This is a genomic window from Nesterenkonia sp. E16_10, assembly GCF_017347085.1.
In the GTDB taxonomy this organism is placed as follows: Bacteria; Actinomycetota; Actinomycetes; order Actinomycetales; family Micrococcaceae; genus Nesterenkonia.
This window is the reverse complement of record NZ_JADPSA010000042.1, coordinates 35,038-61,905: the sequence shown is the minus strand read 5'-3', so window position 1 is coordinate 61,905 and position 26,868 is coordinate 35,038. Positions and strand designations below refer to the sequence as shown.

22 protein-coding genes are annotated in these 26,868 nt (G+C 68.8%); 5 read left to right on the top strand and 17 right to left on the bottom strand.

From position 1 onward, the window contains the following. Positions 1–58: 58 nt before the first annotated feature. The 17 genes from arfA to I2487_RS13400 all read right to left on the bottom strand — a co-directional run bounded on the left by arfA (position 59) and on the right by I2487_RS13400 (position 21,655). Positions 59–1,615, bottom strand: coding sequence for an arabinosylfuranosidase ArfA (gene arfA, locus I2487_RS13480; RefSeq protein ID WP_207170173.1), 1,557 nt, complete (start codon positions 1,613–1,615; stop codon positions 59–61). A 101-nt stretch (positions 1,616–1,716) separates the two neighbouring features. Beyond that, complete coding sequence (locus tag I2487_RS13475; protein WP_207170174.1) at positions 1,717–2,631, bottom strand: carbohydrate ABC transporter permease; 915 nt, start codon at positions 2,629–2,631, stop codon at positions 1,717–1,719. Further along, positions 2,628–3,605: a carbohydrate ABC transporter permease gene (locus I2487_RS13470; protein ID WP_255546406.1), complete on the bottom strand. Its 978-nt coding sequence runs from the start codon at positions 3,603–3,605 to the stop codon at positions 2,628–2,630. Before I2487_RS13470 ends, I2487_RS13475 begins: the two co-directional genes overlap by 4 nt. Continuing rightward, a complete protein-coding gene (locus I2487_RS13465; RefSeq protein ID WP_207170175.1) occupies positions 3,602–4,927 on the bottom strand; it encodes an extracellular solute-binding protein in 1,326 nt (441 codons plus the stop codon). The genes I2487_RS13470 and I2487_RS13465 overlap by 4 nt, the downstream gene beginning before the upstream one ends. A gap of 110 nt (positions 4,928–5,037) precedes the next feature. Then, complete coding sequence (locus I2487_RS13460; RefSeq protein ID WP_207170176.1) at positions 5,038–6,099, bottom strand: LacI family DNA-binding transcriptional regulator; 1,062 nt, start codon at positions 6,097–6,099, stop codon at positions 5,038–5,040. Between the two features lie 61 nt (positions 6,100–6,160). Next, positions 6,161–7,294, bottom strand: a complete 1,134-nt coding sequence (locus tag I2487_RS13455; protein WP_207170177.1) for a Gfo/Idh/MocA family protein — start codon at positions 7,292–7,294, stop codon at positions 6,161–6,163. Further along, the gene (locus tag I2487_RS13450) at positions 7,291–7,983 is read right to left on the bottom strand and encodes a ThuA domain-containing protein (RefSeq protein WP_207170178.1); all 693 of its coding nucleotides are present in this window, start codon (positions 7,981–7,983) and stop codon (positions 7,291–7,293) included. The genes I2487_RS13455 and I2487_RS13450 overlap by 4 nt, the downstream gene beginning before the upstream one ends. Before the next feature lie 8 nt (positions 7,984–7,991). Beyond that, positions 7,992–9,224 carry a Gfo/Idh/MocA family protein gene (locus I2487_RS13445; RefSeq protein WP_255546403.1) on the bottom strand — a complete coding sequence of 411 codons (1,233 nt, stop codon included), beginning with the start codon at positions 9,222–9,224 and terminating at the stop codon, positions 7,992–7,994. 159 nt (positions 9,225–9,383) lie between these two features. Continuing rightward, a complete protein-coding gene (locus I2487_RS13440; protein ID WP_207170179.1) occupies positions 9,384–9,887 on the bottom strand; it encodes a DUF421 domain-containing protein in 504 nt (167 codons plus the stop codon). A gap of 64 nt (positions 9,888–9,951) precedes the next feature. After that, positions 9,952–12,177, bottom strand: a complete 2,226-nt coding sequence (locus I2487_RS15780; RefSeq protein ID WP_207170180.1) for an SMP-30/gluconolactonase/LRE family protein — start codon at positions 12,175–12,177, stop codon at positions 9,952–9,954. A 157-nt stretch (positions 12,178–12,334) separates the two neighbouring features. After that, positions 12,335–13,516: a multiple monosaccharide ABC transporter permease gene (gene mmsB, locus I2487_RS13430; protein WP_207170181.1), complete on the bottom strand. Its 1,182-nt coding sequence runs from the start codon at positions 13,514–13,516 to the stop codon at positions 12,335–12,337. 3 nt (positions 13,517–13,519) lie between these two features. Continuing rightward, entirely contained in the window at positions 13,520–15,061 is a 1,542-nt protein-coding gene (mmsA, locus tag I2487_RS13425) for a multiple monosaccharide ABC transporter ATP-binding protein (RefSeq protein ID WP_207170182.1), read from the bottom strand. Between the two features lie 171 nt (positions 15,062–15,232). Beyond that, positions 15,233–16,393, bottom strand: a complete 1,161-nt coding sequence (gene chvE / locus I2487_RS13420; protein ID WP_207170183.1) for a multiple monosaccharide ABC transporter substrate-binding protein — start codon at positions 16,391–16,393, stop codon at positions 15,233–15,235. Positions 16,394–16,473: 80 nt separating this feature from the next. Next, on the bottom strand, positions 16,474–18,027 hold the full coding sequence (gene araA / locus I2487_RS13415; RefSeq protein WP_207170184.1) for an L-arabinose isomerase: 1,554 nt from the start codon (positions 18,025–18,027) through the stop codon (positions 16,474–16,476). Further along, positions 18,024–18,797, bottom strand: a complete 774-nt coding sequence (locus tag I2487_RS13410; protein WP_207170185.1) for an L-ribulose-5-phosphate 4-epimerase — start codon at positions 18,795–18,797, stop codon at positions 18,024–18,026. The genes araA and I2487_RS13410 overlap by 4 nt, the downstream gene beginning before the upstream one ends. After that, positions 18,794–20,473, bottom strand: coding sequence for a ribulokinase (gene araB / locus I2487_RS13405; RefSeq protein WP_207170186.1), 1,680 nt, complete (start codon positions 20,471–20,473; stop codon positions 18,794–18,796). Before araB ends, I2487_RS13410 begins: the two co-directional genes overlap by 4 nt. A 153-nt stretch (positions 20,474–20,626) precedes the next feature. Beyond that, positions 20,627–21,655 (bottom strand): substrate-binding domain-containing protein, encoded by a 1,029-nt coding sequence (locus tag I2487_RS13400; protein WP_207170187.1) that lies wholly within the window; start codon positions 21,653–21,655, stop codon positions 20,627–20,629. Positions 21,656–21,801: 146 nt separating this feature from the next. On the opposite strand from I2487_RS13400, the gene I2487_RS13395 reads away from it, so the two are divergent. From I2487_RS13395 to I2487_RS13375, 5 genes are all read left to right on the top strand, one after another. Beyond that, positions 21,802–22,968 carry a Gfo/Idh/MocA family protein gene (locus I2487_RS13395; protein WP_207170188.1) on the top strand — a complete coding sequence of 389 codons (1,167 nt, stop codon included), beginning with the start codon at positions 21,802–21,804 and terminating at the stop codon, positions 22,966–22,968. Between the two features lie 80 nt (positions 22,969–23,048). Continuing rightward, complete coding sequence (locus tag I2487_RS13390; protein WP_207170197.1) at positions 23,049–24,263, top strand: dihydrodipicolinate synthase family protein; 1,215 nt, start codon at positions 23,049–23,051, stop codon at positions 24,261–24,263. Then, positions 24,260–25,180, top strand: a complete 921-nt coding sequence (locus I2487_RS13385) for a sugar phosphate isomerase/epimerase family protein (RefSeq protein WP_207173064.1) — start codon at positions 24,260–24,262, stop codon at positions 25,178–25,180. Before I2487_RS13390 ends, I2487_RS13385 begins: the two co-directional genes overlap by 4 nt. 38 nt (positions 25,181–25,218) lie before the next feature. After that, the gene (locus I2487_RS13380; RefSeq protein ID WP_207170199.1) at positions 25,219–25,647 is read left to right on the top strand and encodes a universal stress protein; all 429 of its coding nucleotides are present in this window, start codon (positions 25,219–25,221) and stop codon (positions 25,645–25,647) included. A 30-nt stretch (positions 25,648–25,677) separates the two neighbouring features. Then, positions 25,678–26,856: a glycerate kinase gene (locus tag I2487_RS13375; RefSeq protein ID WP_207170200.1), complete on the top strand. Its 1,179-nt coding sequence runs from the start codon at positions 25,678–25,680 to the stop codon at positions 26,854–26,856. The last annotated feature ends 12 nt before the right edge of the window (positions 26,857–26,868 follow it).

The window sequence follows — 26,868 nt, the reverse complement described above, 5'->3', positions numbered from 1 at the left end:
TGATGGGGCATACAGTGCCGTCAGGCTGACCATATACCCCATCACCACCCGGGTCGGGTCAGGCCACCTTCAGCTGCACCACGGCCCAGGACAGGGCCGGCAGGCTCATCTGCACCGCCGCCCCGTGCCCGGAGTCCTCCAGCCGGACGCCGTTCAACGGCACCAGTCCCACGGCCTCCTGGCGCTCCAGGTCATTGGCGGTGTGCCGGTCACCGCCCTCGGGGATGGTGAGCACCTCCGCGCGCAGCACCTCGCTGGCGGTGAAACCGCGCAGGTCCAGGGAGACCTCGGCAGCCTCCTCCAACCCGCGGTTCGCGACGAACAGGCTCAGCGCCCCGGTCTCGGCGTCGTAGGTGGCGGCGGCGTCGATGATGTCCACGTCGCCGTGCCGCGTGGTGGGCTGCTGATCCGCGTCCACGACCAGGCGCAGGATCTCGCCGGTGGCCAGCTCCGCGATCCGCGCGAAGGGCCAGAAGATGGTCTGCCGCCAGGCCGGCCCGTTCTCCTCGGACCGGATCGGAGCGATCACGTTGACCAGCTGAGCCTGGTTCGCGATCCGCACCCGGTCCCCGTGACGCAGCAGCGAGTGCATCAGGGTGCCGACGACGACGGCGTCCGTGACCGAGTACCGGTCTTCGATGAGCCGCGGATGGGACTTCCACTCCTTGGCCACCTGTTCCGGCTGGTCCTCGGTATCGACGCCCTGCTGGTACCAGACGTTCCACTCGTCGAAGGAGATATCGATCTGCTTGGTGTGCTTCCCGGCCGCCTTCACCGCGTCGATGGTCGCGACCACCCCGTCGATGAAGCCGTCCATGTTCACCGCCTCGGCCAGGAACGAGGCGGCGTCGCCGTCGTGCTCCTGGTAGTAGGCATGCATCGAGATGTAGTCGACCTCGTCATAGGTGTGGCTGAGCACGGTCTGCTCCCAGGTGCCGAAGGTCGGCATCTGCTTGCCCGAGGAGCCCACGGCGACCAGCTCGATGTCGGGGTCCACCAGCTTCATCGCCTTCGCGGCCTCCTGGGCGAGCCGGCCATATTCCTCGGCGGTCTTGTGCCCGATCTGCCAGGGGCCGTCGAGCTCGTTGCCCAGGCACCACAGCTTGATGCCGAAGGGCTCCTCGCTGGTGCCTGCGGCAGCGGCGTGCTCGCGGCGGAGATCCGACCAGTAGGTGCCGGAGGGGTGATTGGCGTATTCCACCAGCGCCCGGGCCTCGTCCACGCCGCGGGTGCCCAGGTTGATCGCCTCCATCACCTCCATGTCCGCGCGCTTGGCCCATTCGACGAACTCGTGCAGGCCGAAGGCGTTGGTCTCGATGGTGTGCCAGGCGCCGTCGATCCGCACCGGTCGGTCCTCCCGCGGGCCGACCCCGTCCTCCCAGTTGTAGCCCGAGACGAAGTTGCCTCCGGGGTAGCGCACGACCGTGGCGCCGAGCTCCTTGGCCAGGGCCATCACATCCTTGCGGAATCCCTGGTCATCGGCCTCCGGGTGGCCGGGCTCGTAGATTCCGGTGTAGACGCAGCGGCCCATATGCTCCACGAAGGAGCCGAAGAGTCGCGGAGGAACATCGGCGATGGTGAAGTCACGGTCGACGATGATGCGGGCGTGGGACATGGTGCTCCTTGAAATCGGGGTGTGCGCTGCGTGGGCGCCTGCTGGAACTGCGCTGCCGCTTCTGGACAGCTCTGTCGGGACTGCTCGGGCTGGATGATCGGTCACTGGCCGCCGAAGCCGGTGGTCGCCACCCCCTTGACGATCTGGCGCTGGTAGAACAGGAACACGATCACCAGGGGCAGCGCGGCGAGCACCGCCTGCGCCATGACCTGGGAGTACTGCACGCCGTAGGCGCTGAGCACGGTCTGCAGCCCGACCGGCAGCGTCATCAGGGTGGTGTCGTTGATGATCAGGAAGGGCCATAGGAAGTTGTTCCAGGCCTGGATGAACACGAAGATCGACACCGCGCCGAGGATCGGGCGCGAGAGCGGGAGCACCACGGAGAAGAACACCCGCAGCCGGCCCGCGCCGTCGACCCGGGCCGCGTCTTCGAGCTCCACCGGCACCGCGTCGAAGAACTTCTTCAGGATGAACACGATCGGCGCCATCACGACCTGCGGGAGGATCAGCCCCCAGTAGGTGTCGACCATGTTGAAGGTCAGCATCTGGTAGTAGAGCGGAATGATCAGCGCCTGGGACGGCACGATGATCGAGGCGATGACCGCGAGAAAGATCCAGCGACTGCCTTTGAAGTCGAGCCGGGAGAAGGCATAGGCGGCCAGCGCGGAGATCGCCACGGTGATGGCGGTGATCACCGCGGAGGTCCAGAGGCTGTTGAGCGCCCAGATGTAGACGTTGCCCTGGGAGAGAATCGCCTCGAAGGCCTGGGTGGTGAAGCCGCTGGGGCCGATCAGGTCGAGGCCTCCGGAGGCGGCGTCGGTCTCGGTCTTGAAGGAGGTCACCAGCGCCCAGAAGACTGGGAGCAGCCAGAGCACCGCCATGCTCACCAGGGCGGCGAAGGCGAGGATCCGGAGCAGCCCGAAGCGCTTCTCCCCCGGCATCCGGTTGGTCCGTCTCACCTGGGTGACATCGGCCCCAGGGGCATCGATCTCGTTGAGGGTCGTCGTGGCGCTCATGAGTCTTCCTTCCGGCGGCGGAGCACGATCATCTGCGTGATGCCCACGAGGAGGATGAGCACGAAGAAGATGTAGGAGATGGCGGAGGCGTAGCCGAAGCGGTAGCCGACGAACCCAGCCTCGAAGATGTACTGCACGATCGGTCGCGAGCTCTCCGAGGAGTTGCCGTCCATCATCTGGTAGGCCTGGTCGAAGAGCTTCAGCGAGGCCAGCATCTGCAGGATCAGGATGACTCCGGTGACCGGCCCCAGCTGCGGCAGCGTGATCGAGAACAGCTGCCGCCAGGGTCCGGCCCCGTCGACGGCCGCAGCCTCATACTGCAGGGTCGGGATGTTCTGCAGCGCCGCGAGGTAGAGCAGGAAGTTGAAGCCCACGGTCCACCAGATGGTGGCGATGGCGATCGAGATCAGGTCGACGTTCGCGGTCTGCAGCCAGGCGATCGGCTCGAGGCCGACGGCGCTGAGGATCTCGTTGGCCGCGCCGATCTCGGGGTTGAAGATCCAGACCCAGATCTGGGAGATCACGGTGGAGGCGAGCAGGAAGGGCATGAAGAAGGAGAGCCGCCACAGCCACTGGCCGGGAAGCCCGGTGTTCACCAACAGGGCCATGATCAGCGCGAAGAGCACCAGTGGCACCGTGGTGATCACGGTGAACCACACGGTGTTGCCGATCGAGCGCCACATCACGGCGTCGGAGAGCGCCTCGGAGTAGTTCTGCAGGCCGATGAAGCTTCCGCCGGTGCCGGTCAGGGACTGATCCGTCAGGGACAGATAGATTCCGTGGATCAGCGGCCAGATCACGAAGAGCACGAAGGCCACCATGAACGGCGCCAGGAAGGCCCACGCGGCCAGCTGGCCGCGGCGCCTGGCCTGACGCTGTGTGGGCGGGGCGGGGCGCGGTCCGGATCGAGTCTCTCCGGGCGTCACCTCCGGGTCGGGTCCGACCGCGCTGCGGTCTGCCATCACATCTGTCATGACCGTTCTCCCTGGGGATCGGCGGGATTGGGCTGGGCGAGCATGGTGTTGACGTAGCTGCGGAAGCCTTCCGCGGCCTCGGCGTAGCCGCTGCCCGAGACCACCGCACCGCCGACGATCTGGCCGAACTGTTGGACGAAGTTGGATCCGGATCCGGTGAACCAGGCCACCGGGTCATAGACCAGGTAGTCCGCGGCCTCGGCGTATTCCGCCTGGGGTGTGAGCTCGGCGTACGCCGGGTCCTCCACGATGGGCAGGTAGGCCGGAATATGGCCGGCGGCCGCCCAGGTGAGCGAGGACTTCAGCAGGTCCGCGACCACCGTGTAGGTGTCGTTGCGGGCCTGCTCGTCGGGTTCGCTCTGGTGTGGGAGCACGAAGGAGTGCGAGTCCGCGTAGACCGCGTCCCCGCCGAAGAGCGGTGGGATCATGGTGGCCCCGACCGGCACTCCGGCGTCCTGCATCGCCGGCAGCTCCCAGACGCCGGTGAAATGGATGCCGGAGCGCTGTGCGGCGAACTCGGCGATCGCCACATCGATGGTGCCGCGCTGGGCGGCGATCTCGCCGTCGGCCAGGGAGTGCATGAACTCCAGCACCGCGGCGAAGGCCTCGGGATCCATCTCCACCTGGCCCCCCGGCGGGAAGGTCATCTGGGCGCCGTGCTGGCAGTAGAGCGTGTAGAACAGCCGCCACATCTGCTGGCCGTCGCCGATGAAGCCATAGGACAGGCCGTGGGTCCCGGTGACCCCGGCGATCTCGCGGCACATCTCGCGGAACTCCTCGGGATCGCTGGGGCGCAGCAGCTGACCGTCGGAGTCCAGCGCCCCGGCCTGCTCGCAGATCTCGGTGTTGTACAGCGCGATGAACGGATGCGCGTCGAGGGCGACGCTGTAGAGCTCCCCGTCGACCACCGAGGAGTTCCAGACCGGTTCGCTGAAGGTGGACTCGTCCACGCCGAGCTCGCGGAACCGGTTCAGGTCCCAGGGGTCCAGCAGACCGCCGGGGACGTAGCCGGGCACGCGGGAGGAGTGCATCACCGCGAGCTCGGGGGCGCGGCCTCCGGCGCCGGCCATGGAGAGCTTCGTGTAGTACGGCGCACCCCAGGCGAGCACCGTGGGGCGCACGTGGAATTCAGGGTGGGCGGAGTTCACCCCGTCGATCAGTCCCTGCAGGGCGATCCCGTCGCCCCCGCTGAGCAGGTGCCAGAACTGCAGGGTCCGCGCGGCGCCGGTCTGGCCCGGGGAGCAGCCCGAGAGCGCTGCAAGGCCTGCCGCGGCGAGGCCCCCGGCTAGGACGCTTCGACGGTTGACGCGTAGTTCGGTCATGACTCACCACTCCGGACGTGCGCGGGCTCAAGCTCCGCAATCGAGATCGGCTGTCTTTTACATCGATGTAAAGACTGGGCCCATCCTACACAGATGTGGCACGGGTCACACTAGATCGGTGAGTTTTTTCCTGAGAAGCCGGCGGGAGGGCCCTGGGTGCTGGCGCGCGCCAGCAGCTCATAGGGGATCTCCTGTGCGCGCGGCGGCAGCCCGCGGTCCCGCATTCGGGAGGTCAGCAGGTCCAGCGCCGCGTTGGCGTAGGCCTGGTGGTCGAAGGCGATCGTGGTCAGCGGGGTGCCGGCGAAGCTTGCGTGCTCGACGTCGTCGAAACCGCAGACCAGCACGTCTTCGGGCAGCCGGCCCCCCCAGCTGCGCAGCTCATGCATGGCGCCGAGCGCGATGGAGTCCGTGAAGGCCAGGACCGCATCGAACTCCACTCCCCGCTCCAGGACCTCTCGCATCCCCGCCGCGCCGCCGGCGATGGTCCACTCCGGGACCTCGACCTGCAGCTCGGGCCGTGCGGGGAGCTGCGCCTCGGCGAGTCCGGCGAGGTATCCGCGCAGCCGCTGCCCCTGGGTGGCCTTGTCCAGCCCGGCCCCGTGCTCCGCGCCGCCCAGTGCCACGATCCGCCGGGCGCCGCGGGCGATCAGGTGCTGGACCGCCTCGCGGGCGGCGGATCGTGAGTTGATGAAGACCCGGTCGGTGCGGTGCTGCTCCACCTCGCCGATCAGCACGATCGGCGGCAGGTGGTCCAGGTGCTCGACCACGCTGTCCTGCAGCCGCACGGGATTCAGGATCATCCCGTCGATCAGGTGCGTGCGGGCCCGGGTCACCAGGTCGTGTTCCCGCGCAGGCTCCGCGGCGGTCTCTTCGACCTGCACCACCAGTCCCCGGGCGTGGGCGGCCTCCACCACCGCGTGGGTCATGCTGGCGGAGAAGGCGGCCCGCAGGTCCGGCTGCGCCAGCCCGATGACTCCGGACCGGCCGTTGCGCAGCCCGCGGGCGCTGAGGTTGGGCACGAAGTCCAGCTCCCGCATGGCCTGCTCCACGCGCAGCCGGGTCGGCTCCCGCACCTGGGCGCTCCCGGTGAGCACATTGGAGACCGTCTTGGGCGATACGCCCGCGCGCTCGGCGACATCGCGCATCGTGGGCCTGGAGCTGGGCGGGTTCATGGCAGCAAGCCTAGGCCTCAATCCACCCGGGCCGAGACCGCAGGGCCCCCGAGGTGGGGACTCATCGCTGGTCCAGCGGCACCGCGCTCGGACGATCCGCCCGGGAGCTGACGGTCACCGAGGCGCCGGTCTCCGCGGCGGTGAGCACCCCGGCCATCACCTCGAGCACATGCAGACCCAGGGCTCCCTGCGCGCGTCCCCGCGTGGGGTCGCCGTCGAAGGCGCCGGACCAGAACAGATCGGCCAGGCCGTAGCCCCGGGCGGCCTGCACGTAGCCGCCGGTGGTCTCCAGCGTCTGCCACTGGCCGCGGTCGCGGGCGATCTGCACCTCCCCGGCGAAGTGGTTCGGGTCCGGGACCGCCATCGAGCCTTCGGTGCCGTGGACCTCGATCGGCGGCGCCTGGCTGGCGGTGCCGTCGAAGCTCATCACCAGGGTGGAGATGGCACCCGACTCGTGGATCAGCGCGCCGGTGATGTGGCTCGGAGTGCTCACGCTCAGCTTCTCCCCGGCTCTGGGACCTGAGCCGATCTCGCGCTCGGCGCGCAGCGCGCTGGAGGCGCCGATGACAGAGGCCACCGGACCCAGCAGCGTGACCAGGCTAGTGACGTAGTAGGGGCCCATGTCCAGCAGCGGCCCGCCACCGGGCTGGTAATAGAAGTCAGGGTTGGGGTGCCAGCTCTCGTGCCCGGCGGTGACCATGGTGGCCACCGCGCTGATCGGGGTGCCGATCTGACCGGCGTCCACGGCTGCGCGTGCGGTCTGCACCCCGGTGCCCAGCACAGTGTCCGGAGCGCTGCCCATGACCACTCCGGCCGCCTCGGCGGCGGCGAGCATCTGCTGACCCTCGGCCACGGTCGCGGCGAAGGGCTTCTCCACGTACACGCCCTTGCCGGCGGCGATGGCGGCCAGCGAGGTCTCGGCGTGGGCCCGCGGGATCGTGAGGTTGATGACGGCTTCCACCTCCGGGGAGGCCAGCAGATCCTCGACGCTCATGCCCTGGGCGCCGCCGGTCGCGGCGACCTCACGGGCGCGGTCGATGTCCAGGTCGGCGACGGCGACCAGGTTCAGGTCCTGCAGCCGATTCAGCGTCTGAAGGTACTGGCCGCTGATGTTGCCGGCCCCGATGATCCCGAGGTGGAGCCTCCGCGGCGACTCTTCCGCTGATCCCTGCGGTGACCCTGCCCCGGCGCTCATCGGCTGGCCCAGAGCATGCCGCGCTCGATCATGGTGCGCACGTTCGGGTTCGACAAGACCTCGACGCGGTGCCCCGGGGTCGAGACGAAGACCCGGCCCTGTCCCCAGCGGCGGGTCCAGATCGCCGGGTTCACATGCGGGCGCTCCCAGTCGTCGAAGTCGCGCTTGGGCAGCGTGGTGGTGGCGAGCACGTCGATGAGCTGGTCGTGGAGCACCCAGTACTGTTCGGTGACCAGGTCGAAGCTCTCGATGCCGGCGGTGATCGGGTGATCGGCGGCCTCAGGGACGATGTCGATGCGATGCGGGGTGTAGTAGTCGGACTGCTCCCCGGTGCGCTCGTCGGGGTGCACCGCCGGGTGGTGGGCGAACTGCCCGCCGATCAGCTGCAGGTATCCGTCGCTGGCCCGGTAGGAGTCGGCGATGCCGCCGTGCCAGCCCGCCAGCCCGGCGCCGCCGGCGACGGCGGCGCGCAGGCCTGCCAGCTGGTCCTTCTCGATGGTGGACATGGTCATGCACTGCACGATCAGGTCCACGGACTCCATGGTCGCGGCGTCGGCGTAGACCTCCGGGGATTCATGGATCGCCACCTGGTAGCCGCTGGCCTGAAGGAAGGGCAGGAACATCTCGGTGGCCTCCACGGGCTGATGCCCGTCCCAGCCGCCGCGGACGATGAGTGCGCTCTTGGTCATGGTCTCTCTCAGTCTTGGGGTTCGGGTCGATGGACCGGGGTGTAGCGACTGGCGTCCTGCGCGCTGGCCTCCACGGCGTGGAGCACCCGCTGGACCTTCAGCGCATCCGCGAAGTCAGGGCGCGGACCGGTGCCGGTCTCCAGGGCGGCGACCACGTCGGCCACCTGGTGCACGAAGAGGTCCCCGTAGCCCAGGCCGTGGCCCACCGGCCACCAGTGATCGGTATAGGGGTGCACCGCATCGGTGACCTGGATGGTGCGGAAGCCCTGGGCCTCCTGGTCGTCGCGGGCGTCGAAGTACTCCAAGGTGTTCATCGACTCGAAGTCGAAGGCGATGGAGCCCAGGCTGCCGTTGATCTCCAGCCGGTTGGCGTTGCGGCGTCCCTGGGCGAACCGGGTGGCCTCGAAGACGCCGATGGCTCCGCCGTCGAACCGGGCGGTGAACGCCGCGGCGTCGTCGACCGTCACCGGTCCGCGCGGCGCGCCGGCTTCAGCACGGCCGCCCAGTCCCTCGGCCGCGCCGGCCAGCGGGCGGGTCTCCACGAAGGTGTGCAGCATTGCCGAGACGCCTTCGATGAGCTGTCCGGAGACCCACTGGGCGGCGTCCACGGAATGGGCGCAGATATCGCCCAGGGCTCCGCTTCCGGCCTGGTCCTTGTCCAGCCGCCAGTTCAGCGGGGTGTCGGCGTCGCTGAGCCAGTCCTGGAGGTACTGGGCCCGCACATGCCGGATCTCTCCGAGCCGCCCCTCCTCGACGAAGCGCTTCGCCAGCGCCAGCGCGGGGGTGCGGCGGTAGCTGAATCCGCAGAAGGTCCGGGCCCCGTGGGGCGCGGCCTGTTCGGCGGCCGCCGTCATCGCCTCGGCCTCGGCCACCGAGTTGGCCAGCGGCTTCTCGCACAGCACGTGCTTGCCGGCGGCCAGGGCCGCCAGGGCGATCTCGGCGTGGGTGTTGCCCGGGGTGCAGATGTCGACGACGTCGATGTCCTCGCGTTCGACGGCGCGGCGCCAGTCGGTCTCGATCTCCGCGATCTGAAGCCGATCCGCGGCGGCCCGGGTGCGGGCCTCGTCACGACCCACGAGCAGGGCGAGCTCGGGCGGAGCCGGCATGGAGAAGAACCTGGGCGCGGTCCGCCAGGCGTGGGTGTGGGCGACGCCCATGAACGCATGCCCGATGATGGCCACCCGCAGAGGGCGCCCGGCGGACGTCGGGGCGGGCTGGTGAACTTCGGTGGACTCGGTCAATCGGACTCCTCGGCGGCAGCAGGAACGTGATCCGCGTCAACCTTACGCCTTGTGTCGCAAAACACATCACCGCGCAACTAATCATGTCCTGCGGCGCCGAGGCGTGCGACGGTCCGGCTCCGACACTCCGGCTCAGCGGGGTCGCTCAGTCGAGGTCACTCAGCCGAGGTCGCGCAGGGCGGAGCCGTCGCCCAGGCTCTGCGCCGAGATCACGCTGAGCGTGCCGTTGGTCTCCAGCACGACGGCGCCGATGCTGCTCAGGTCCCCGGAGCCGCTGCTGCGGATGGCCTGGTGCACCTCGGAGGCCGAGAGCCGGTTGCGACGCAGCTGCTCCTGCTGCATCTCTCCGTGCCAGAACACCACGGCAGGCCGCGCCGTGATGAGGGTCCGGAACTTCGGCGCCCGCGCGGAGATCCAGGCGAGGATGAACTGCAGTCCCGCGAGCAGGACCAGCGCCAGCGCACCCTCGGACCAGGACACGTCGCTGCTGAGCAGGATGGTCGCGAGCACGGAGCCCAGTGCCACGGTGACGATGAAGTCGAAGGCGTTGAGCTGACTCAGCGTCCGCTTCCCGGAGAGTCGGATCACCAGGATCAGTACGGCGTAGGCGGCCATGCCGATCAGCAGCACCCGGCCCAGATCTGACCATGTCTCGAACCACATGTGTGTCTCGCTCTCCGGCGCCGGCAGCGCCCCGGCGGGGTGCGGCCGTGGCCTCGGTGATGTCCTAGCCGCGCGGCTCCTCGCCGAAGAGCAGATCGTTCAGGAACGCGTTGCGGAACGTGCCCTTGGGATCCAGCTCCTTCGCGAGACGGGTGAAGTCGCCCAGCCGGGGGTAGAAGCTCGCGATGTCGGTGGTGGCGAAACGCTTGCCCCAGTGCGGCCGGGCCCCGAGCGGGAGCAGCTGCTCCTCCAGGCGCGGCAGCAGCGCGGCGACCTCCGCCTCGCGCTGCAGCCAGGTGAAGTGGAACCCGACGGTGTCTCGACCGGAGGCGCCGCTCATCCACTGCTCGTCGGCTGCCATCGTGCGGATCTCGCTGATCAGCAGCAGCGGTTCGATCTCGGAGCTGAGGGCGCGCATCCGGCGGAGTCCCTCCACGGCGTTCTCGCGCGGAAGCAGGTATTCGGTCTGCAGCTCGTCGCCGTTGCTGGGGGTGAAGTCCAACCGGAAGTGCGGCAGGCGCTGGTCCCAGCTGCCCCATCGTCCGCCCTGTTCCGTGGCGAACTCCGGGGGTCCTCCGGCGAGACCGATGTCCTCGCGCCGTGCGGCGACGCCGAGCACCTCGGCCGGGGGCTCCTGCGTGGACTTCATCCAGACCAGCCCGAAGTCCTCCCCGGCCCAGCGGGTGAACAGGCTGACGCTGTAGGCCGCGCCTGCGAGCTCCTCGAAGTTCTCCAGCACGCCCTCCCAGCTGACCCCGTCGTAGATGTCCTGGCGGACGTCGAAGCTGGGGATCACGTCGAGGGTGAGCGTGGTGACGACCCCGAGGGCGCCGAGGCTGACCACTGCGCCGTCGAAGTCTGCGTCGCCGCGGCTGAAGGTGCGCAGGCTGCCGTCGGCCAGGACCATCTCCAGGCTGCGCACGGAGGAGGCCAGCGGCGGATTGCGGTCACCGGAGCCGTGGGTGCCGGTGGCCACCGACCCGGCCACGGTGATGTGCGGCAGCGAGGCCATGTTCGGCAGCGCCCAGCCCTCGGCCTGCAGCGCGGCGGCGAGGTCCCCGTAGCGGGTGGCCGCGTCGAAGGTGACCGTGCCGGCCTGGGCGTCGAGGGTGAAGACCCGCGGCATCGCGGTGAGTTCGATCAGGGTGCCGGTGGTGTCGGCCACGGAGCTGAAGCTGTGCCGGCTGCCCAATGCCTTGATCCGGTCGGACTCGGCGACGATCCGGGCCAGCTCCTCGATGGAGCGCGGCCGGACCAGTCGGTCGGCGGAGTAGGTGAGGTTCCCGGCCCAGTTGGCCTGCGGCTCCTGCCCGGAGCTGCGCAGATGGCTCACCGCGGGGCGTCCCGCGACGCTGACCTCGGCGGTGATCACCCGACCGTCGTGCTCGATGGGCTCCTCGAGGTTCTCGGTGGCGGAGGTGACCATCACCCGGTAGGGCGGGGCTGCGCTGAGCGCGATGGAAGTGGGCTGCCGGACCGGAACGGCGATGCGTTCGAGCAGCTCCCCGGACGGTGAGTAGCGGTGCAGGCAGGAGGCTCCCCAGACCGCGGACCAGAGGCAGTCCTCGGCGTCGACGGTCATCCCGTCGGGGCCGCCCTCGCTGATGTGGATGAAGTCCTCCCCGGCGTCGAGCGCACCGGTGGCGATGTCCACCCGGTAGCGGCGGATCCAGCCGGTGGGGGTGTCGGAGAGGTACATCGTGGCGCCGTCGGCACTGAAGGCCGGGCCGTTGGGGATGGCCAGGTCCTCGAGCACGATGTGGATCGCCCCGTCGGGATCCAGCCGGAGCAGGAAGCCCTGCCCGGCGTCGCCGTCGTAGGCCATGGCGCCGGCCCAGAAGCGGCCGTGCGGGTCGGCCACGGCGTCGTTCATCCGCAGCGGCACCGAGGAGCGGCCGGCGGCGGGTTCGCCCAGGGTCTCGATGACCTGCAGCTCACCGGTGGCGGAGCGTTCCAGCAGGGCCAGGCCCTTGCCCAGTGCCGCGACCCAGCGGCCGTCGGGTGCGGAGCTGTGCTGGCGCACCGGGGCCACAGCGCCGAGCGGCTGGTCCAGGCTGCCCTGCGGGGTCAGTCCCGAGCCGGGCTCGGCCGTGGTGGAGTACAGGGCGCCGTCCAGGATGTCGACCAGCACGAAGGGGTGCTGGGCGGCGTCGGGCTGCCGCGTCTCCGGGACCGGGCTGATGCCGGTCTCCAGAAAACGCGCGCCTTCGCCGAGGAAGAGCCGACGCTCGTCCACCGGGGCCCATTCGCTGAGGACTACCGAGGTGTGCTGTGCGGAATCGATGGTCATTCCCTCATACTTCCAGACGTGGGCGGTGTCACGGTGCGCGATGTCGCCCGGACGTCCTCGAGTGCGCGATCCTCCCAGGAGTTCGGCCTGACCTGGCCGGATCACCTGATCGGATCGCACACTCGAGGACTGCCACGGGCTCGCCGCGGGATGGGCCTCAGGCGCTGACCGAGGACCGCTTCTTGCTCCAGACGTCGTAGGCCACGGCCAGCACCAGCACCACGCCTCGCACCACGTTCTGCGTGGACTGGTCGATGCCCATGATCTGCATGCCATTGGACATCACCGCCATGATCAGACCACCGATGATCGCGCCCTGGACCTTGCCCACGCCGCCGGTAACCGCCGCGCCGCCGATGAAGGCCGCGGCGATCGCGTCCAGCTCGAACATGTTTCCCGCCGCAGGCTGGGCCGAGTTCGAGCGGGCCGAGTAGACGATGCCGGCGATGGCCGCCAGCACGCCCATGTTCACAAAGAGCATGAAGTTGACCCTGCGGGTCTTGACGCCGGAGAGCTTGGCGGCGTCGAGGTTGCCGCCCATGGCGTAGATGTGGCGGCCGAAGACGGTGCGCTGGGTGACGAAGCCGTAGATCAGCACGAGCGCGGCGAGCAGCACCAGCACATAGGGCATCCCGCGCGAGTTGGCGAGCTGCCACCCGAAGGCCATGATGACGGTGATCACCAGAAGCACCCGGACGGCGAACAGCCACAGAGCTTCAACCGGCTGCTTGTATTCGAGCTTGCGCATCCGTGCACGCCACTGCTGGACAGCGAAGCCCACCGAGGCGAGCGCGAAGATCACCAGCGTGAAGAGGTCGTAGCCGGGTCCGCCGAGCAGCCCGTTGGAGAAGCCGCCAGCGATCTGTCGGTACTCCTCCGGGAAGGGGGAGAGTGAGACGTTGTCCAGCACCTGCATGGCCAGTCCGCGGAAGATCAGCATGCCTGCAAGGGTCACGATGAATGCGGGGATCCCCACGATCGCCACCCAGAAGCCCTGCCAGATGCCCACCAGGACACCGGTGATGAGTGCGGCGATGACGCCCACCCACCAGGGCATGCCCTCGCGGATCACGACCACTGCGGCCACGCCGCCGGTGAGCGCCACCACCGAACCTACGGAGAGGTCGATGTGGCCGGCGACGATGATCATCACCATGCCGATGGCGAGGATCAGGATGTAGGAGTACTGCAGCACCAGGTTCGTGATGTTTCCCGGGCTGAGCAGCGTGCCTCCGGTGAGCACCGTGAAGAGCAGGACGATGAGCACGAAGGCGATGTAGATGCCGCTCTGACGCAGGTTTCGCGTCATGAGCTCGATGAGATTTGATGTACCGGTCATGCCTCAGTCCTTCTCCATAGTCATGAGCTCCATGAGGCGCTCCTGGGTGGCATCTTCCACGGGCAGCTGCCCGGTGATCCGGCCAGAGGACAGCGTGTAGACGCGGTCACACATGCCCAGCACCTCGGGCAGCTCGGAGGAGATCACGATGATCGCCTTCCCGGAGGCCGCCAATTTATTGATGATCGAGTAGATCTCGTATTTCGCGCCGACGTCGATGCCGCGGGTGGGCTCGTCGAGGATCAGCAGCTCGGGTTCGGTGTAGAGCCATTTGCTCAGCACCACCTTCTGCTGGTTGCCTCCCGAGAGCTTGCCCAGGACCGACATGACCGTGGGCGCCTTGATGTTCATCGAGGTGCGGTAGCGCTCTGCCACCGCGATCTCTTCGTTCTCGTTGATCCAGCCGCGCGGAGCGATCCGCTTCAGCGCGGCCGAGCTCACGTTGCGGCGGATGTCGTCGATCAGGTTCAGCCCGTAGCGCTTCCGGTCTTCACTGACGTAGGCGATCCCCGCCTTGATCGCGTCGGAGACGGTCTCGATCTTCACCGGCTCTCCGTGCATATACACGGTTCCCGTGATGTCTCGGCCGTAGGACTTCCCGAAGACGCTCATCGCCAGCTCGGTGCGTCCGGCACCCATGAGTCCGGCGATCCCGACCACCTCCCCGGCGCGGACGTTGAGCGACGCTCCGTCCACCACCTTGCGTTCCCGCTGGGTCGGGTGCCTGACGTGCCAGTCCTCGATGCGGAAGACCTCTTCACCGAGGGTCACGTCCCGCTCCGGGTACATGTTCTCCATGTCCCGCCCGACCATGTCGCGGATGATCCGTCGGGTGAGGTCCTCACCGTTGGCGGAGGCTTCCGCCATGTCGATCGTCTCCACGGTGCTGCCGTCCCGGATGACCGTGGTCGAGTCGGCCACTGCAGCGATCTCGCCGAGCTTGTGCGAAATGATGATGCAGGTGACGCCTTCCTCGCGCAGGTCTCGGATGAGACCGAGGAGGTGGGCGGAGTCGTCGTCGTTCAGCGCGGCGGTGGGCTCGTCGAGGATGAGCAGCTTCACATCTTTGCTGAGCGCCTTGGCAATCTCGACGAGCTGCTGCTTGCCCACCCCGAGGTGGCCCACCGGGGTCACCGGGTTCTCTCGCAGACCGACCTTGTCCAGCAGGGCCGCGGCCTCAAGATTGACGTCGTGCCAGTTGATGATTCCTGCGCGACTCTTCTCATTTCCCAGGAAGATGTTCTCTGCCACCGAAAGGTGTGGCACCAGTGCAAGCTCCTGGTGGATGATGACGATGCCAAGGTCCTCGGAGTCGTTGAGTGAAGAGAAGCTCACCTGCTTCGACTCGAAGTGGATCTCGCCCTCGTAGGTGCCTGCCGGATGCACGCCGGAGAGCACCTTCATCAGGGTGGACTTTCCTGCCCCGTTCTCGCCGCAGACCGCGTGGATCTCTCCGCGGCGCACCTGCAGGTTCACGTCTTGGAGCGCCACCACCCCGGGGAATCGCTTGGTGATGGAGCGCATCTCAAGGATGTTCTCGTTCATGGGCCCTCCTTAGGACCTCTGCCGAAGGTCGGGCCCGGGGCTTCCGCCCCGGGCCCGACCGGCGAAACTGGTGAGCCGTGCTCAGCTCAGTGGCAGATCGAGCTGGGCACCCCCGCAGGGGTCCTGGCCGATCGATGTCCCCGCGCTATCGGGGTCGCTGCTCGATGAGGATCACTGCTGGCCGGACTCGACCTGCTCCTCGGTGTAGAAGTCAGACTCCACGAGGATCTCCTCGTAGTTCTCCTCGAGGATCATCTCCACCGGCAGCAGGTAGGAGGGGATCACCGCGGAGCCGTTGTCGTAGCTCTCGGTGTCATTGGCCTCAGGCTCTTCACCGTTGAGGAAGGCGTCGGCTGCGCTGACAGCTTCGTCCGCCAGGTTGCGGGTGTCCTTGAAGATGGTGGAGTGCTGCACGCCCTCCGCGATCAGCGAGACCGAGGCGATCTCGGCGTCCTGGCCGGTCACGATCGGCAGACCGTCCTCGATGGTGTCTCCCATGCCATCGCTGCGCAGGGCGTTGATGATGCCGCGAGAGAGCGGATCTGCCGGGGAGAGCACGCCGTGGAGCTCCTCATCACCGGCGTAGTCGCTGGTGAGCAGGTTCTCCATACGCTCCTGGGCGGTCTCCTGCTCCCAGCGCTGGGTGGCTGCCTGCTCGATCGTGGTCTGGCCGGAGGGAACTGCAAGGGTCCCGTCCTCGATGTATGGCTCGAGCACATCCATCGCACCGTCCCAGAAGAAGCGGGCGTTGTTGTCATCCAGGGAGCCGGCGAAGAGCTCCACGTTCAGCGTCTCCTCGGGGGCGTCATCGGCTTCCTCGAAGTTCTCGTCGAAGACTCCCAGGCCGTAGAGCAGAGCGTTGGCCTGCTCCTGGCCCACGGCGAAGTTGTCGAAGGTGACGTAGAAGTCGACGTTCTCGCTGTTGGTCAGCAGCCGGTCGTAGGAGATCACCGGAATGTCCGCCGCGGCGGCGGCGTCGAGCTGGCTGGTCAGCGCCGAGCCGTCGATGGAGGCGATGATCAGCGCGTCGTACTCCTGGGTGATCATCTGGTCGATCTGCTGCTGCTGGGTCGGGATGTCGTCATCGGCGAACTGCAGGTCAGCGGTGTAGCCGAGCTCTTCCAGGCCCTCCTCCACGGAGGCGCCGTCGTTGAGCCAGCGCTCGTAGGTCTGGGTCGGCATCGCGACGCCCACTGTCATGTCCTCCGGTGCGGCATCCCCTCCGCCGGCGTCGTCGCCGCCGTCGCTGCCCGCGCCTCCGCCGGAGCATGCGGTGAGGCCCAAAACCAGGGCGGCCGAGACGCCCAGCATCTTCATTGATCGGTTCTGCATGATGTTTCCTCCTGGGTTTCGTGCCTGCCCCTGCGGTAGGCACGTGGTGCGAGTGATCGATTCATATTCCAGCGCCAGGGCTAGAGCCCCTGCGCAAGTCGGTGGTAGGCCGCATTGAAGCGCAGCTCCTTCGCGAAGCCGCGGGCGGTGGTGTCGGCATCGATGACCGCCAGCTCCATGCCGGCGATCTCGGCGAGGTCCTCGAAGGCCTGAAGCCCGGCCCCGGTGGAGAGCACCGTGTGGTGGGCTGCCCCGGCGGTGAGCCAGCAGGTCGCCGAGGTCGCGAAATCGGGCCGCGGCTCCCAGACCGCGCGGGCTACCGGAAGATTCGGCAGCGGCTGATCCGGAGCCACCAGGTCCACCAGGTTCGCGGTCAGCCGGAAGCGTTCGCGCAGATCCGACATGGCGACGACGACGCCCTCGCCGGGATCGGTGTCGAAGACCATCCGGACCGGGTCCTCGCGGTCGCCGATGCCCAGCGGGTGGATCTCGATCCGCGGGGTGGTGGTGGTCAGTGAGGGGCAGATCTCGAGCATGTGCGCGCCGAGGATCTTTTCCTTTCCCGGGGTCATCTCGTAGGTGTAGTCCTCCATGAGCGAGGCACCGCCGTCCAGGCCGTGCCCCATCACCTTCGCGGCGCGGACCAGCAGGGCCGTCTTCCAGTCCCCTTCGGCACCGAACCCGTAGCCGGCGCTCATCAGTCGCTGCACGGCCAGACCGGGAAGCTGACGCAGTCCGCCGAGGTCCTCGAAGTTGGTGGTGAAGGCGGAGAATCCGCCCTCTTGAAGGAAGGAGCGCATGCCGGCTTCCTGGCGGGCGGCGTAGGCCAGCGACTCACGGCGGGCGCCGCCTTCCTGCAGCTCCTCGGCGACGTCGTAGTGCGCGTCGTATTCCGCCAGCAGCGCGTCCACCTGGGCATCGGTGACGGCGTCTACCCGTGTCACCAGGTCGTTGACCGCCCAGGTGTTGATCGAGGTGCCCAACCGGATCTCGGCCTCGGTCTTGTCTCCCTCGGTGACCGCCACATTGCGCATATTGTCCCCGAACCGGCACACCCGCATGTTCTGCAGCTCGTTCCATCCGGCTGCCGCACGTGCCCAGCTGGCCACCTCGGCCTGGACCCGGGGATCGGAGCTGTGCCCGACCACGGTCTTCCGGCGCACCCCGGTGCGGGTGGCGATGTAGCCGAACTCGCGGTCCCCGTGGGCGGCCTGGTTCAGGTTCATGAAATCCATGTCGATCTCCGCCCAGGGCAGCGCCATGTTCGCCTGGGTGTGGAAGTGCAGCAGCGGCTTCGCCAGCGCCTCGAGCCCGGCGATCCACATCTTCGCCGGGGAGAAGGTATGCATCCACACGATCACCCCGAGGCAGTTCTCATCGGCGTTGGCCTCCCGTGCGGCGGTGCGGATCGCGTCGCGCTCGGTGAGCACCGGTTTCCACACGATCTGGACCGGGATCTGGTCGGCGGCGTCGAGGGCGGCGGTGACCTGCTGGGACTGCTCGGCGACCTGATCCAGGGTCTCGGATCCGTAGAGGCCCTGGGACCCGGTGAGGAACCAGATGGACTTTCCCTCGAAGGGTGAGGCCGACGGGGCCGAACCGGGGGTGCTCGATGTATCGGCAGCGGTGCTCATGCGTGGTCCTTCTGTCCATAGACGTTCTGGTAGCGCGCGTAGAGCGCGTCGATCTGGTGCTGGGCGATCCGTTCGGGCTCTCCGTAGGCGCGGGCGTAGTGCACGGTGCGCGCGACCTCCTCGCAGAGCACCGCGGCCTTCACCGCCTGGCGGGCATCGGCACCGATGGTGAAGGGCCCGTGGCGGTCCATCAGCACCGCCTTGGACCGGGAGGCTTCCAGGGTCTCCACGATCCCGCGGCCGATGGAGTCGTCCCCGATCAGCGCGAAGGGACCCACGGGGATGTCTCCGCCGAACTCATCGGCCATCATGGTCAGCACACACGGGATCGATTCGCCCCGGGCCGCCCAGGAGGTCGCGTAGGGGGAATGGGTGTGGACCACCCCGCCCACGTGGGGCATGTGCCGGTAGACATAGGCGTGGGCGGCGGTGTCGGAGGAGGGGCTGAGCCCGATGGAGGTGTCGTCGTCGATCTTGACCCCGTCCAGGGTGCAGACCACCATGTTCCCGGGCTCCAGCTCGTCGTAGCTGACCCCGGAGGGCTTGATCACGAAGAGTCCTGACACATCACCAGAGACGTGGCCCGAGGCCTCGGCGGCGGCCTGGGCAGCCTCCTGCGGCAGGTCCACCCGCGCAGAGACATTGCCGGCGGTCCAGGCCACCAGGTCATTGCGCGGCAGCTCGGCGTGCAGCGCTGCCACAATCTCTCGGGCCTCGGCGATGGCCTCGCGGGCGGTGGGTGAGAAGTCGTTCAGGTGCAGGGCGCTCATGCGCTGACCTCCTGGTGGTGGGCTCGACGCCGGATGGCCTTGAGCCGGCGCATCACGTCGTTGCCGCCTCGGCCGAAGTGATCATGCAGCGTCCGGTATTCGGCGTAGAGCTCGTCATAGGCCGTGGCCGCCTCTGGCTGCGGGGTGTAGGCGTTCTTGCGGCGTCCGCCCATGACGGCGCCGGCGGCGGAGACGTCCGGGTAGGCGCCGGCCGCGACGGCGGCGTGGATGGCCGAGCCCAGGGCGGGGCCCTGGGTGGAGACGATGGTCGAGATCGGGAGCCCGGTGATGTCGGCGTAGAGCTGCATCAGGAAGGAGTTCCGCAGCAATCCCCCGGCGACGACGAGTTCGGTCACCGGGACGCCGGAGTCGTTGAAGGCCTCGATGATGGTGCGGGTGCCGAAGGCGGTGGACTCCAGCAGGGCGCGGTAGCCGTCCTCGGGCCTGGTGGCCAGGGTCGCACCGAGCATCAGCCCGGAGAGCTCGTGGTCCACCAGCACCGAGCGGTTGCCCGAATGCCAGTCCAGGGCGATCAGACCGTGCGCGCCCACCGGCTGCGTGGCGGCCTTCTCGGTGAGCAGCTCGTGGACGCTCAGGCCCCGGGCTTCGGCCTCCTCGCTGATGCTTCCAGGGACCTGGTTCGCCACGTACCAGGCGAAGATGTCACCGACGCCGGACTGTCCGGCCTCATAGCCCCAGAGCCCGTCGGTGATCCCGCCGTAGACGGCCCCGCACATGCCGGGCACCTCGGCCAGGTGGTCTCCGTTCATCACGTGGCAGGTGGATGTGCCCATGATGGCGACCATCTGTCCCGGTGCGACGGCGTCGGCGGCCGGAGCGGTGACGTGGGCGTCCACGTTGCCCACGGCCACGGCGATGCCCTCGGGCAGCCCGGTCCACTCCGCGGCGGCGGGGCTGAGTCCCCCGGCGCGCTCCCCGAGCTGCCCGATCCGGTGCTCGAGCTTCTCGGTGACGAAGCCGGAGAACTCGGGGTTCAGAGCGGAGAGGAACTCGGTGTCCGGGTAGCTGCCGTCCTGGTAGATGCCCTTATAGCCAGCGGTGCAGGCGTTGCGCACGTACTCGCCGGTCAGCCGCCAGACGATCCAGTCGGCGGCCTCGACCCAGTGGTCCATGGCCGCGTAGATCTCGGGATCCTCCTCCAGGACCTGCAGGCCCTTGGCGAACTCCCATTCGGAGGAGATGAACCCGCCGTAGCGATTGATCCAGGACTCCCCGCGGGAGTGGGCGAGCTCGTTGATCCGGTCGGCCTGGGCCTGCGCGGCGTGGTGCTTCCAGAGCTTCACGTAGGCGTGGGGCCGGTCGGCGTATTCGGGCAGCTCGTTGAGCGGGGTGCCCTGCCGAGTCGTGGGCACCATGGTGCAGGCGGTGAAGTCCGTGGCGATGCCGATGACCTGCTCAGCAGCGACCCCGGCTGCGCGCAGCGCCGCAGGGACCGCGGACTTCAGCACGTCGACGTAGTCGGCGGGGACCTGGAGCGCCCATTCCGGGGGCAGCGGCTCGTCGCGGTGGGCGGTGAGCGTGGCATCCATGACCGCGTGGCGGTATTCGTGGACCGCGGAGCCGAGCTCGGCGCCGTCGCTGATGCGCACCACCAGGGCGCGTCCCGAGAGCGTGCCGTAGTCGACACCGATGACGACTGCGTCCGCAGCAGGCATGGAACACCGTTCTTCCTTGAGCTGGATCTGACGTCGGGCAGATCCTGACCGATCGGCAGTTTTGAGGCGTGATCTGGATCACGTGATCTGCGTCTCAGCAATGTTAACGTTAACATCGCACTCCGCGTCAAGGCTTTCTCAAAATTTTCTGGATCAGCGGCGGAAGGCGGTGGATCCGCGTTCGATCAGTTCCGGGGAGATGAAGTTCGGCACGTGGGTCAGTCCGTCGGTGAGATCCAGCAGCAGCTCCAGCGCCGCGCGTCCGGCCTCCTCGAAGGGCTGGCGCACCGTGGTCAGCGGCGGGGAGAAGTACCCGGCGGCATCGACGTCGTCGAACCCGACCACCGAGATGTCTCCCGGGACGCGGATCCCGCGCTCGGCCAGCGCCCGGATCAGTCCCAGGGCGATGAAGTCGTTGGAGGCGAAGATCGCATCGGGCAGCGGAGCCCCGCGGAAGAGCTCCTGGGCGGCCTCGTAGCCGGCCTCGGCCGTCCAGCCTGCGGCCCGGATCATCGGTGGTGCGCTGAGATCAGCGACGGCGAGCGCCTGCCGCCACCCGACCACACGCCCGCGGGCGTCGAACCAGTCCATGGGTCCGGCGATGTGGGCGATCCTGCGGTGGCCGCGTTCGATCAGGTGCGTGGTGGCGCGGCGCGCGCCGAGCTCCTGGTCGATGCCCGCCACGTTCATGTTCCCGGCGGGCCAGAGCCCGGAGGTGACCAGCACCAGCGGCACCCGGGCAGAAAGCTGCTTGGCCGCCTCGGCCAGCGCGGGCACCGGGGTGATCACCACGATCCCCTCGATTCCGTGGCTGAGGAAGAACTCCAGCGTGGAGTCCACCGTCTCAGCGCGCTGATCACGGACCACACTGAGCGCGGTGGCGTAGCCGCGCTGCCGGGCGGCGTTCTCGATCGCCCAGGTCATCCGGGTGGGGCCGAAGTCGGTGTCCCCCTGGCTGACCACGCCGATCAGACCGGTGCTCTGGGTCTTCAGTGCCCGGGCCTGGCTGTTGCGCCGGTACCCCAGGGCGGCCATGGAGCGTTCGATCCGCTCCCGGGTGTCCGGGTGCACCGTCTCGGGAGCATTGAGCACCCGGGAGACGCTCTGGTGCGAGACACCGGCATGTTTGGCGACGTCGACCATCGACGGCCGCCTGGCACCCTTGCGCTTGGCCACGCTCACCTCGCGGCTCCTCTCCCCTGCTCGAGACGATCCTGCCACATCCGCGCACCCACGCGGATCCCGAATTGTGACGTTTGACACAACTAACTCGGTGAAATAGTTTGGAAAGCGCATTCCCACTCGTGCCTCCTAGGAGTTCCCTCACCATGTCTGAGCCCCGCGTCCTGCGCATCGCCATGAACGGCATCACCGGCCGAATGGGATACCGCCAGCATCTGCTGCGCTCGATCCTGCCCATCCGTGATCAAGGCGGCATCACCTTGGCCGACGGGTCCACCGTCACCGTCGAGCCCATCCTGATCGGGCGCAACGAGGCGAAGGTCAAGGAGCTGGCCGCGAAGCACGACGTCGAGCACTACGGCACCGATCTCGACGCTGTGATCGACGATCCCTCCGTGGACATCGTCTTCGACGCCTCGATGACCTCGTTGCGCCACGCCACCCTGTCCAAGGCCATCGGCGCCGGGAAGCACATCTTCACCGAGAAGCCGACCGCCGAGACCCTCCAGGAGGCCGTGGACCTGGCGCGTCAGGCCCAGGCGGCAGGCATCACCGCCGGGGTCGTGCATGACAAGCTCTACCTCCCGGGTCTGATCAAGCTGCGCCGTCTGGTTCAGGAGGGCTTCTTCGGCCGGATCCTCTCGCTGCGCGGGGAGTTCGGCTACTGGGTCTTCGAGGGGGACCACCAGCCCGCCCAGCGCCCCTCCTGGAACTACCGGCTCGCCGACGGCGGTTCGATGACCACTGACATGTACTGCCACTGGAACTACGTGCTCGAGAGCATCATCGGCCCGGTCAAGACCGTGACCTCCAAGACCGCCACGCACATCCCGCAGCGCTGGGACGAACACGGCGAGGCCTACACCGCCGACGCCGACGACGCCGCCTACGGCATCTTCGACCTCGAGACACCGGAGGGCGATCAGGTCATCGCTCAGATCAACTCCTCCTGGGCCGTGCGGGTCTACCGCGACGAGCTCGTGGAGTTCCAGGTCGACGGCACCCATGGCTCCGCGGTCGCCGGGCTGACCAAGTGTGTGGCCCAGCAGCGCGCCCACACCCCGAAGCCGGTGTGGAACCCTGACCTGCCGGTCACCGAGTCCTTCCGTGAGCAATGGAGCGAGGTGCCCGCCAACGCCGATCTGGACAACGGCTTCAAGGCGCAGTGGGAAGAGTTCCTCTCCGACGTCGTGACCGGTCGCGAACACCGCTTCGGCCTGCTCTCCGCCGCTCGCGGGGTCCAGCTGGCCGAGCTCGGACTGCGCTCCGCCGCTGAACGCCGCACCCTCGACATCCCGGAGATCACGCTGTGAGCGCCCCCGGCCTCGAGCGCATCACCGGCGCAGGCGGCAGCGCCGAGGAGAACCACCCCGTGCCGACCACCACGCCGGTGCTGCCCACGCTGCGGCTGCCCTCTCCGGAGGGACAGCTGCTGGACTACACCATGGCGGGTCCCGCAGACTTCGCTCCGCCGAGCCGGCCGCTGACCTCCCGGAAGGTCTACGCCGCGGCACACGTGGTGCCGGTGATGACCGCCGAGAACGTCCCCGGCGCGCCCGCGCAGCTGGACTGGGAGGCCACCCTGGCCTACCGGCATGAGCTGTGGTCCTACGGGTTCGGCGTCGCCGACGCCATGGACACCGCCCAGCGCGGGATGGGCCTGGACTGGGCCGCGACGAAGGACCTGATCCGCCGCTCGGCCGCCGAGGCCGCCACGGTGGTGCGCACGCAGCGCCACCCGGCGGTGGTGGGCCGCTCGGTGCGGGACCTGCTCGCCTGCGGCGCCGGCACCGACCAGCTGGACCCCGCATCCCTGGAACCCGGAACCGCAGGCCTGGATGCAGTGCTCGCCGCGTACCGCGAGCAGCTCGCCGTGGTCGAGGACTCCGGGGCCAAGGTCATCCTGATGGCCTCCCGCGCGCTGGCCAAGGTCGCCGGCGGCCCGGAGGACTACCTCGCGATCTACTCGCAGCTGCTTGACCAGGCCAAGGAGCCGGTCATCCTGCACTGGCTGGGCCCGATGTTCGATCCCGCGCTCACCGGCTACTGGGGCTCCACAGGCGTCCCGGCGGCGACCAGCACCTTCCTGCGACTGATCCAGGAGAACGCCGAGAAGGTCGACGGCGTGAAGGTCTCGCTGCTCGACGCCGCACACGAGAAGCAGCTGCGCGCCGCTCTTCCTCAGGGCGTCCGGCTCTACACCGGTGATGATTTCAACTACCCGGAGCTGATCCACGGCGAGGACGGCGTGCACTCCGATGCGCTGCTGGGCATCTTCGCGGCCATCTACCCGGCGGCCTCCGCGGCGCTGCAGGCCTACGACGCCGGAGACCCGGAGCGCGGCCTGGCGATCATGGACTCTACCCGGGCGCTGGGCCAGCACATCTTCGCCGCCCCCACCCTGTACTACAAGACCGGCATCGCGTTCCTGGCCTGGCTCAACGGCCACCAGAGCGGATTCCAGCTGGTGGGCGGGCTGCATTCGGGACGCTCACTGAGCCACCTGGCGCACACCTTCGTGCTCGCCGATCAGGCCGGACTGCTGCGGAACCCGCAGCTGGCGGCCGAGCGGATGTCCGCGCTGCTGAAGACCGGAGGGCTCGGATGAGCTTCGAACTCTCACTCAACACCGGCACCACCCCGCACCTGAGCCTGGAACAGGCCGCCGAGGCGGTCGCCGCCTCCGGGCTCAGGCACATCGGCCCCTGGCGGCACCTGGTGGAGCAGGCCGGCGGGGCCGAGAAGGCCTCGGCGATCATCGCCGCCGCCGGTCTCACCGCCACCACCCTGTGCCGCGGGGGGTTCCTCACCCCGGCGGACCCGGAGGGCCGCCGAGTGGCGCTGGAGTCGAACCGGGCGGCGATCCGTGAGGCGGCGATGATCGGCACCGCCGAGCTGATCATGGTGGTCGGTGGGCTGCCGGCCGCGGCACACCTCATCGATGCCCAAGACGGCGCCATGGAGCAGAGCAGCGCGGACAAGGACATCCTCGGCGCCCGCGAACGCGTGGCCGAGGGCATCGCCGAGCTGGTCCCCTACGCCGCCGAGCATGGGGTCCGGCTGGTGCTGGAGCCGCTGCACCCGATGTACGCCGCGGACCGGGCGGTGCTCTCCACCCTGGGCGAAGCTCTGGACCTCGCGGCCCCGCACCCGGCGCAGACGGTCGGCGTCGTCGTCGACACCTTCCATGTCTGGTGGGACCCGCAGCTGCGCGAGATGATCGCCCGGGCCGGCGCCGAGCACCGCCTCGCCAGCTATCAGGTGTGTGACTTCAACCTCCCGCTCGCCGCCGACGCGCTGAAGTCCCGCGGCATGATGGGCGACGGCTATGTGGACTTCCCCACGATCAGCCGCTGGGTGGCCGAGGCCGGCTACACCGGCCCGGTGGAGGTCGAGATCTTCAACCAGCAGATCAATGACCAGGACGCCGCGACCACGCTGGAGACCATGAAGCAGCGTTATGCCCAGCTCGTCCTGCCCGCCCTGCAGGGTGCGCGCCCAGCCGCCGAAGCTCCAGTACGCTGATCTGTGGTCACCCTCACACCTCAAAGAAGGAGAACACCATGACAGGTCCGATCATCGTCGGCGTGGACGGAAGCCCGACGGCCCAGCGCGCCGCCCAGAAGGCCCGCGATCTCGCGCTGAAGCTCGATGTCGCGCTGCATGTGGTGTCCGCGCACACCGACTCCACCATCGAACACGTCAACAGCGGCTCGGACCAGTGGGTGGTCTCGGGTGCCGACAACGCGCTCTACATCGCCGAGCAGGTGGTCCGAGGTCTGCGCACCCCCGGGCTGAAGATCCACGCGGGATCGGCTCAGGGCAAGCCCGCGGAGGCGCTGATCGACTACGCGGAGAAGGCGGGCGCCCAGCTGATCGTGGTGGGCAACCAGCGCATGCGCGGAGCCCGTCGGGTGCTGGGCAGCGTCGCGAACACCGTGTCACACACGGCAGGCTGCGACGTCTACATCGCCAACACCTATGTCGACTAGGACCCGCAGACACCGGGAGATCCGCAGACGATGAGCACCGCCGCCGCACCGCGCATCGTCTGCGTCCCGGACTCCTTCAAGGGCTCCGCGACCGCGGCCGAGGCGGCCGCGGCCATGGCTCACGGCGCTCGACAGGTCTTCGGCGCGGCCGAGATCCTCGAGCTGCCCTTCGCCGACGGCGGCGAGGGCACCCTGGAGGCGCTGCTGGCCGCCTGGGGGCGCACTCCGGAGACCGTGGAGATCTGTGACGCGCTGGGGCGACCGGCGACCGCGCAGTACGGGCGCTCTGCCGACGGGCGTACAGGGGTGATCGAGGCGGCGCAGGGCAACGGGCTTCCGCAGGTCTCCGATGTCGCGCCGCAGCCGCTGCGCGCCGACACCTTCGGAGTCGGGCTCATCGCTCGGGCGCTGCTGGCCGAGCCGGACTGCACCGAGATCCTGCTGTGCATCGGCGGCTCCGCGAGCACCGACGGCGGCACCGGGCTGCTGCGCGCCCTGGGCGCCGAGTTCCTCGACGCGGACGGGGCGCCGGTGGTCCCCGGCGGCGCGGGCCTGGCCGAGATCAGCTCCGTGGACCTCAGCGCGCTGGAACCCCGGGCCCGCCAGGTGCGCTGGCGGGTCGCGGTGGATGTGGACAATCCGCTCACCGGCGAGCGCGGGGCGGCGGCGGTGTTCGGGCCCCAGAAGGGCGCGACGCCGGAACAGGTCGGTCTGCTCGATGCTGGTCTCGCCCGACTCGCCGAGGTGCTGGGCGCGCTGGACGAGACCGATCCGGAGCTGCTGCGCGAAGCCGCAGGCTTCGGCGCGGCCGGCGGCATGCCGCTGGCGCTGAGCGTGCTGCTCGGGGCTCAGGTGCTGCCGGGTTCACAGATGGTGGCCGAGGCGCTGAACCTCGAGGAGACCCTGGCAAGGGCGGATCTCGTGATCACCGGGGAGGGCTCGCTGGACGCCCAGTCCCTCGGCGGCAAGGTGGTCCAGGCCGTGCAGCGCTGCGCCCCGGCCGAGGCAGCGGTGCTGGTGATCGCCGGGACGGTCCAGCTCAGCCCGGAACAGTGCCGCGCGGCCGGGCTCACCGCGGCGTTCTCGATCGCCCCCGGGGCGGCCTCACTGCAGGATCTGCTGGACCGGGCTGTGGAGCTGATCACCGACACCACGGCGCAGGCCTGCGGGCTGCTGAGCCACAGCAGATCATCACCCAGCCTGCCCTGACCCGGTGGGCGA

Coding starts and splice junctions, on each gene's coding strand:
- I2487_RS13450 (WP_207170178.1), bottom strand. CDS start 7,983: ATGACCAAGAGCGCACTCATCGTCCGCGGCGGCTGGGACGGGCATCAG.
- I2487_RS13475 (WP_207170174.1), bottom strand. CDS start 2,631: ATGAGCGCCACGACGACCCTCAACGAGATCGATGCCCCTGGGGCCGAT.
- I2487_RS15780 (WP_207170180.1), bottom strand. CDS start 12,177: ATGACCATCGATTCCGCACAGCACACCTCGGTAGTCCTCAGCGAATGG.
- I2487_RS13375 (WP_207170200.1), top strand. CDS start 25,678: ATGAGCACCGCCGCCGCACCGCGCATCGTCTGCGTCCCGGACTCCTTC.
- chvE (WP_207170183.1), bottom strand. CDS start 16,393: ATGCAGAACCGATCAATGAAGATGCTGGGCGTCTCGGCCGCCCTGGTT.
- I2487_RS13410 (WP_207170185.1), bottom strand. CDS start 18,797: ATGAGCGCCCTGCACCTGAACGACTTCTCACCCACCGCCCGCGAGGCC.
- araB (WP_207170186.1), bottom strand. CDS start 20,473: ATGCCTGCTGCGGACGCAGTCGTCATCGGTGTCGACTACGGCACGCTC.
- I2487_RS13460 (WP_207170176.1), bottom strand. CDS start 6,099: ATGAACCCGCCCAGCTCCAGGCCCACGATGCGCGATGTCGCCGAGCGC.
- I2487_RS13380 (WP_207170199.1), top strand. CDS start 25,219: ATGACAGGTCCGATCATCGTCGGCGTGGACGGAAGCCCGACGGCCCAG.
- I2487_RS13470 (WP_255546406.1), bottom strand. CDS start 3,605: ATGACAGATGTGATGGCAGACCGCAGCGCGGTCGGACCCGACCCGGAG.
- I2487_RS13465 (WP_207170175.1), bottom strand. CDS start 4,927: ATGACCGAACTACGCGTCAACCGTCGAAGCGTCCTAGCCGGGGGCCTC.
- I2487_RS13455 (WP_207170177.1), bottom strand. CDS start 7,294: ATGAGCGCCGGGGCAGGGTCACCGCAGGGATCAGCGGAAGAGTCGCCG.
- I2487_RS13440 (WP_207170179.1), bottom strand. CDS start 9,887: ATGTGGTTCGAGACATGGTCAGATCTGGGCCGGGTGCTGCTGATCGGC.
- I2487_RS13385 (WP_207173064.1), top strand. CDS start 24,260: ATGAGCTTCGAACTCTCACTCAACACCGGCACCACCCCGCACCTGAGC.
- araA (WP_207170184.1), bottom strand. CDS start 18,027: ATGAGCACCGCTGCCGATACATCGAGCACCCCCGGTTCGGCCCCGTCG.
- arfA (WP_207170173.1), bottom strand. CDS start 1,615: ATGTCCCACGCCCGCATCATCGTCGACCGTGACTTCACCATCGCCGAT.
- mmsA (WP_207170182.1), bottom strand. CDS start 15,061: ATGAACGAGAACATCCTTGAGATGCGCTCCATCACCAAGCGATTCCCC.
- I2487_RS13395 (WP_207170188.1), top strand. CDS start 21,802: ATGTCTGAGCCCCGCGTCCTGCGCATCGCCATGAACGGCATCACCGGC.
- mmsB (WP_207170181.1), bottom strand. CDS start 13,516: ATGACCGGTACATCAAATCTCATCGAGCTCATGACGCGAAACCTGCGT.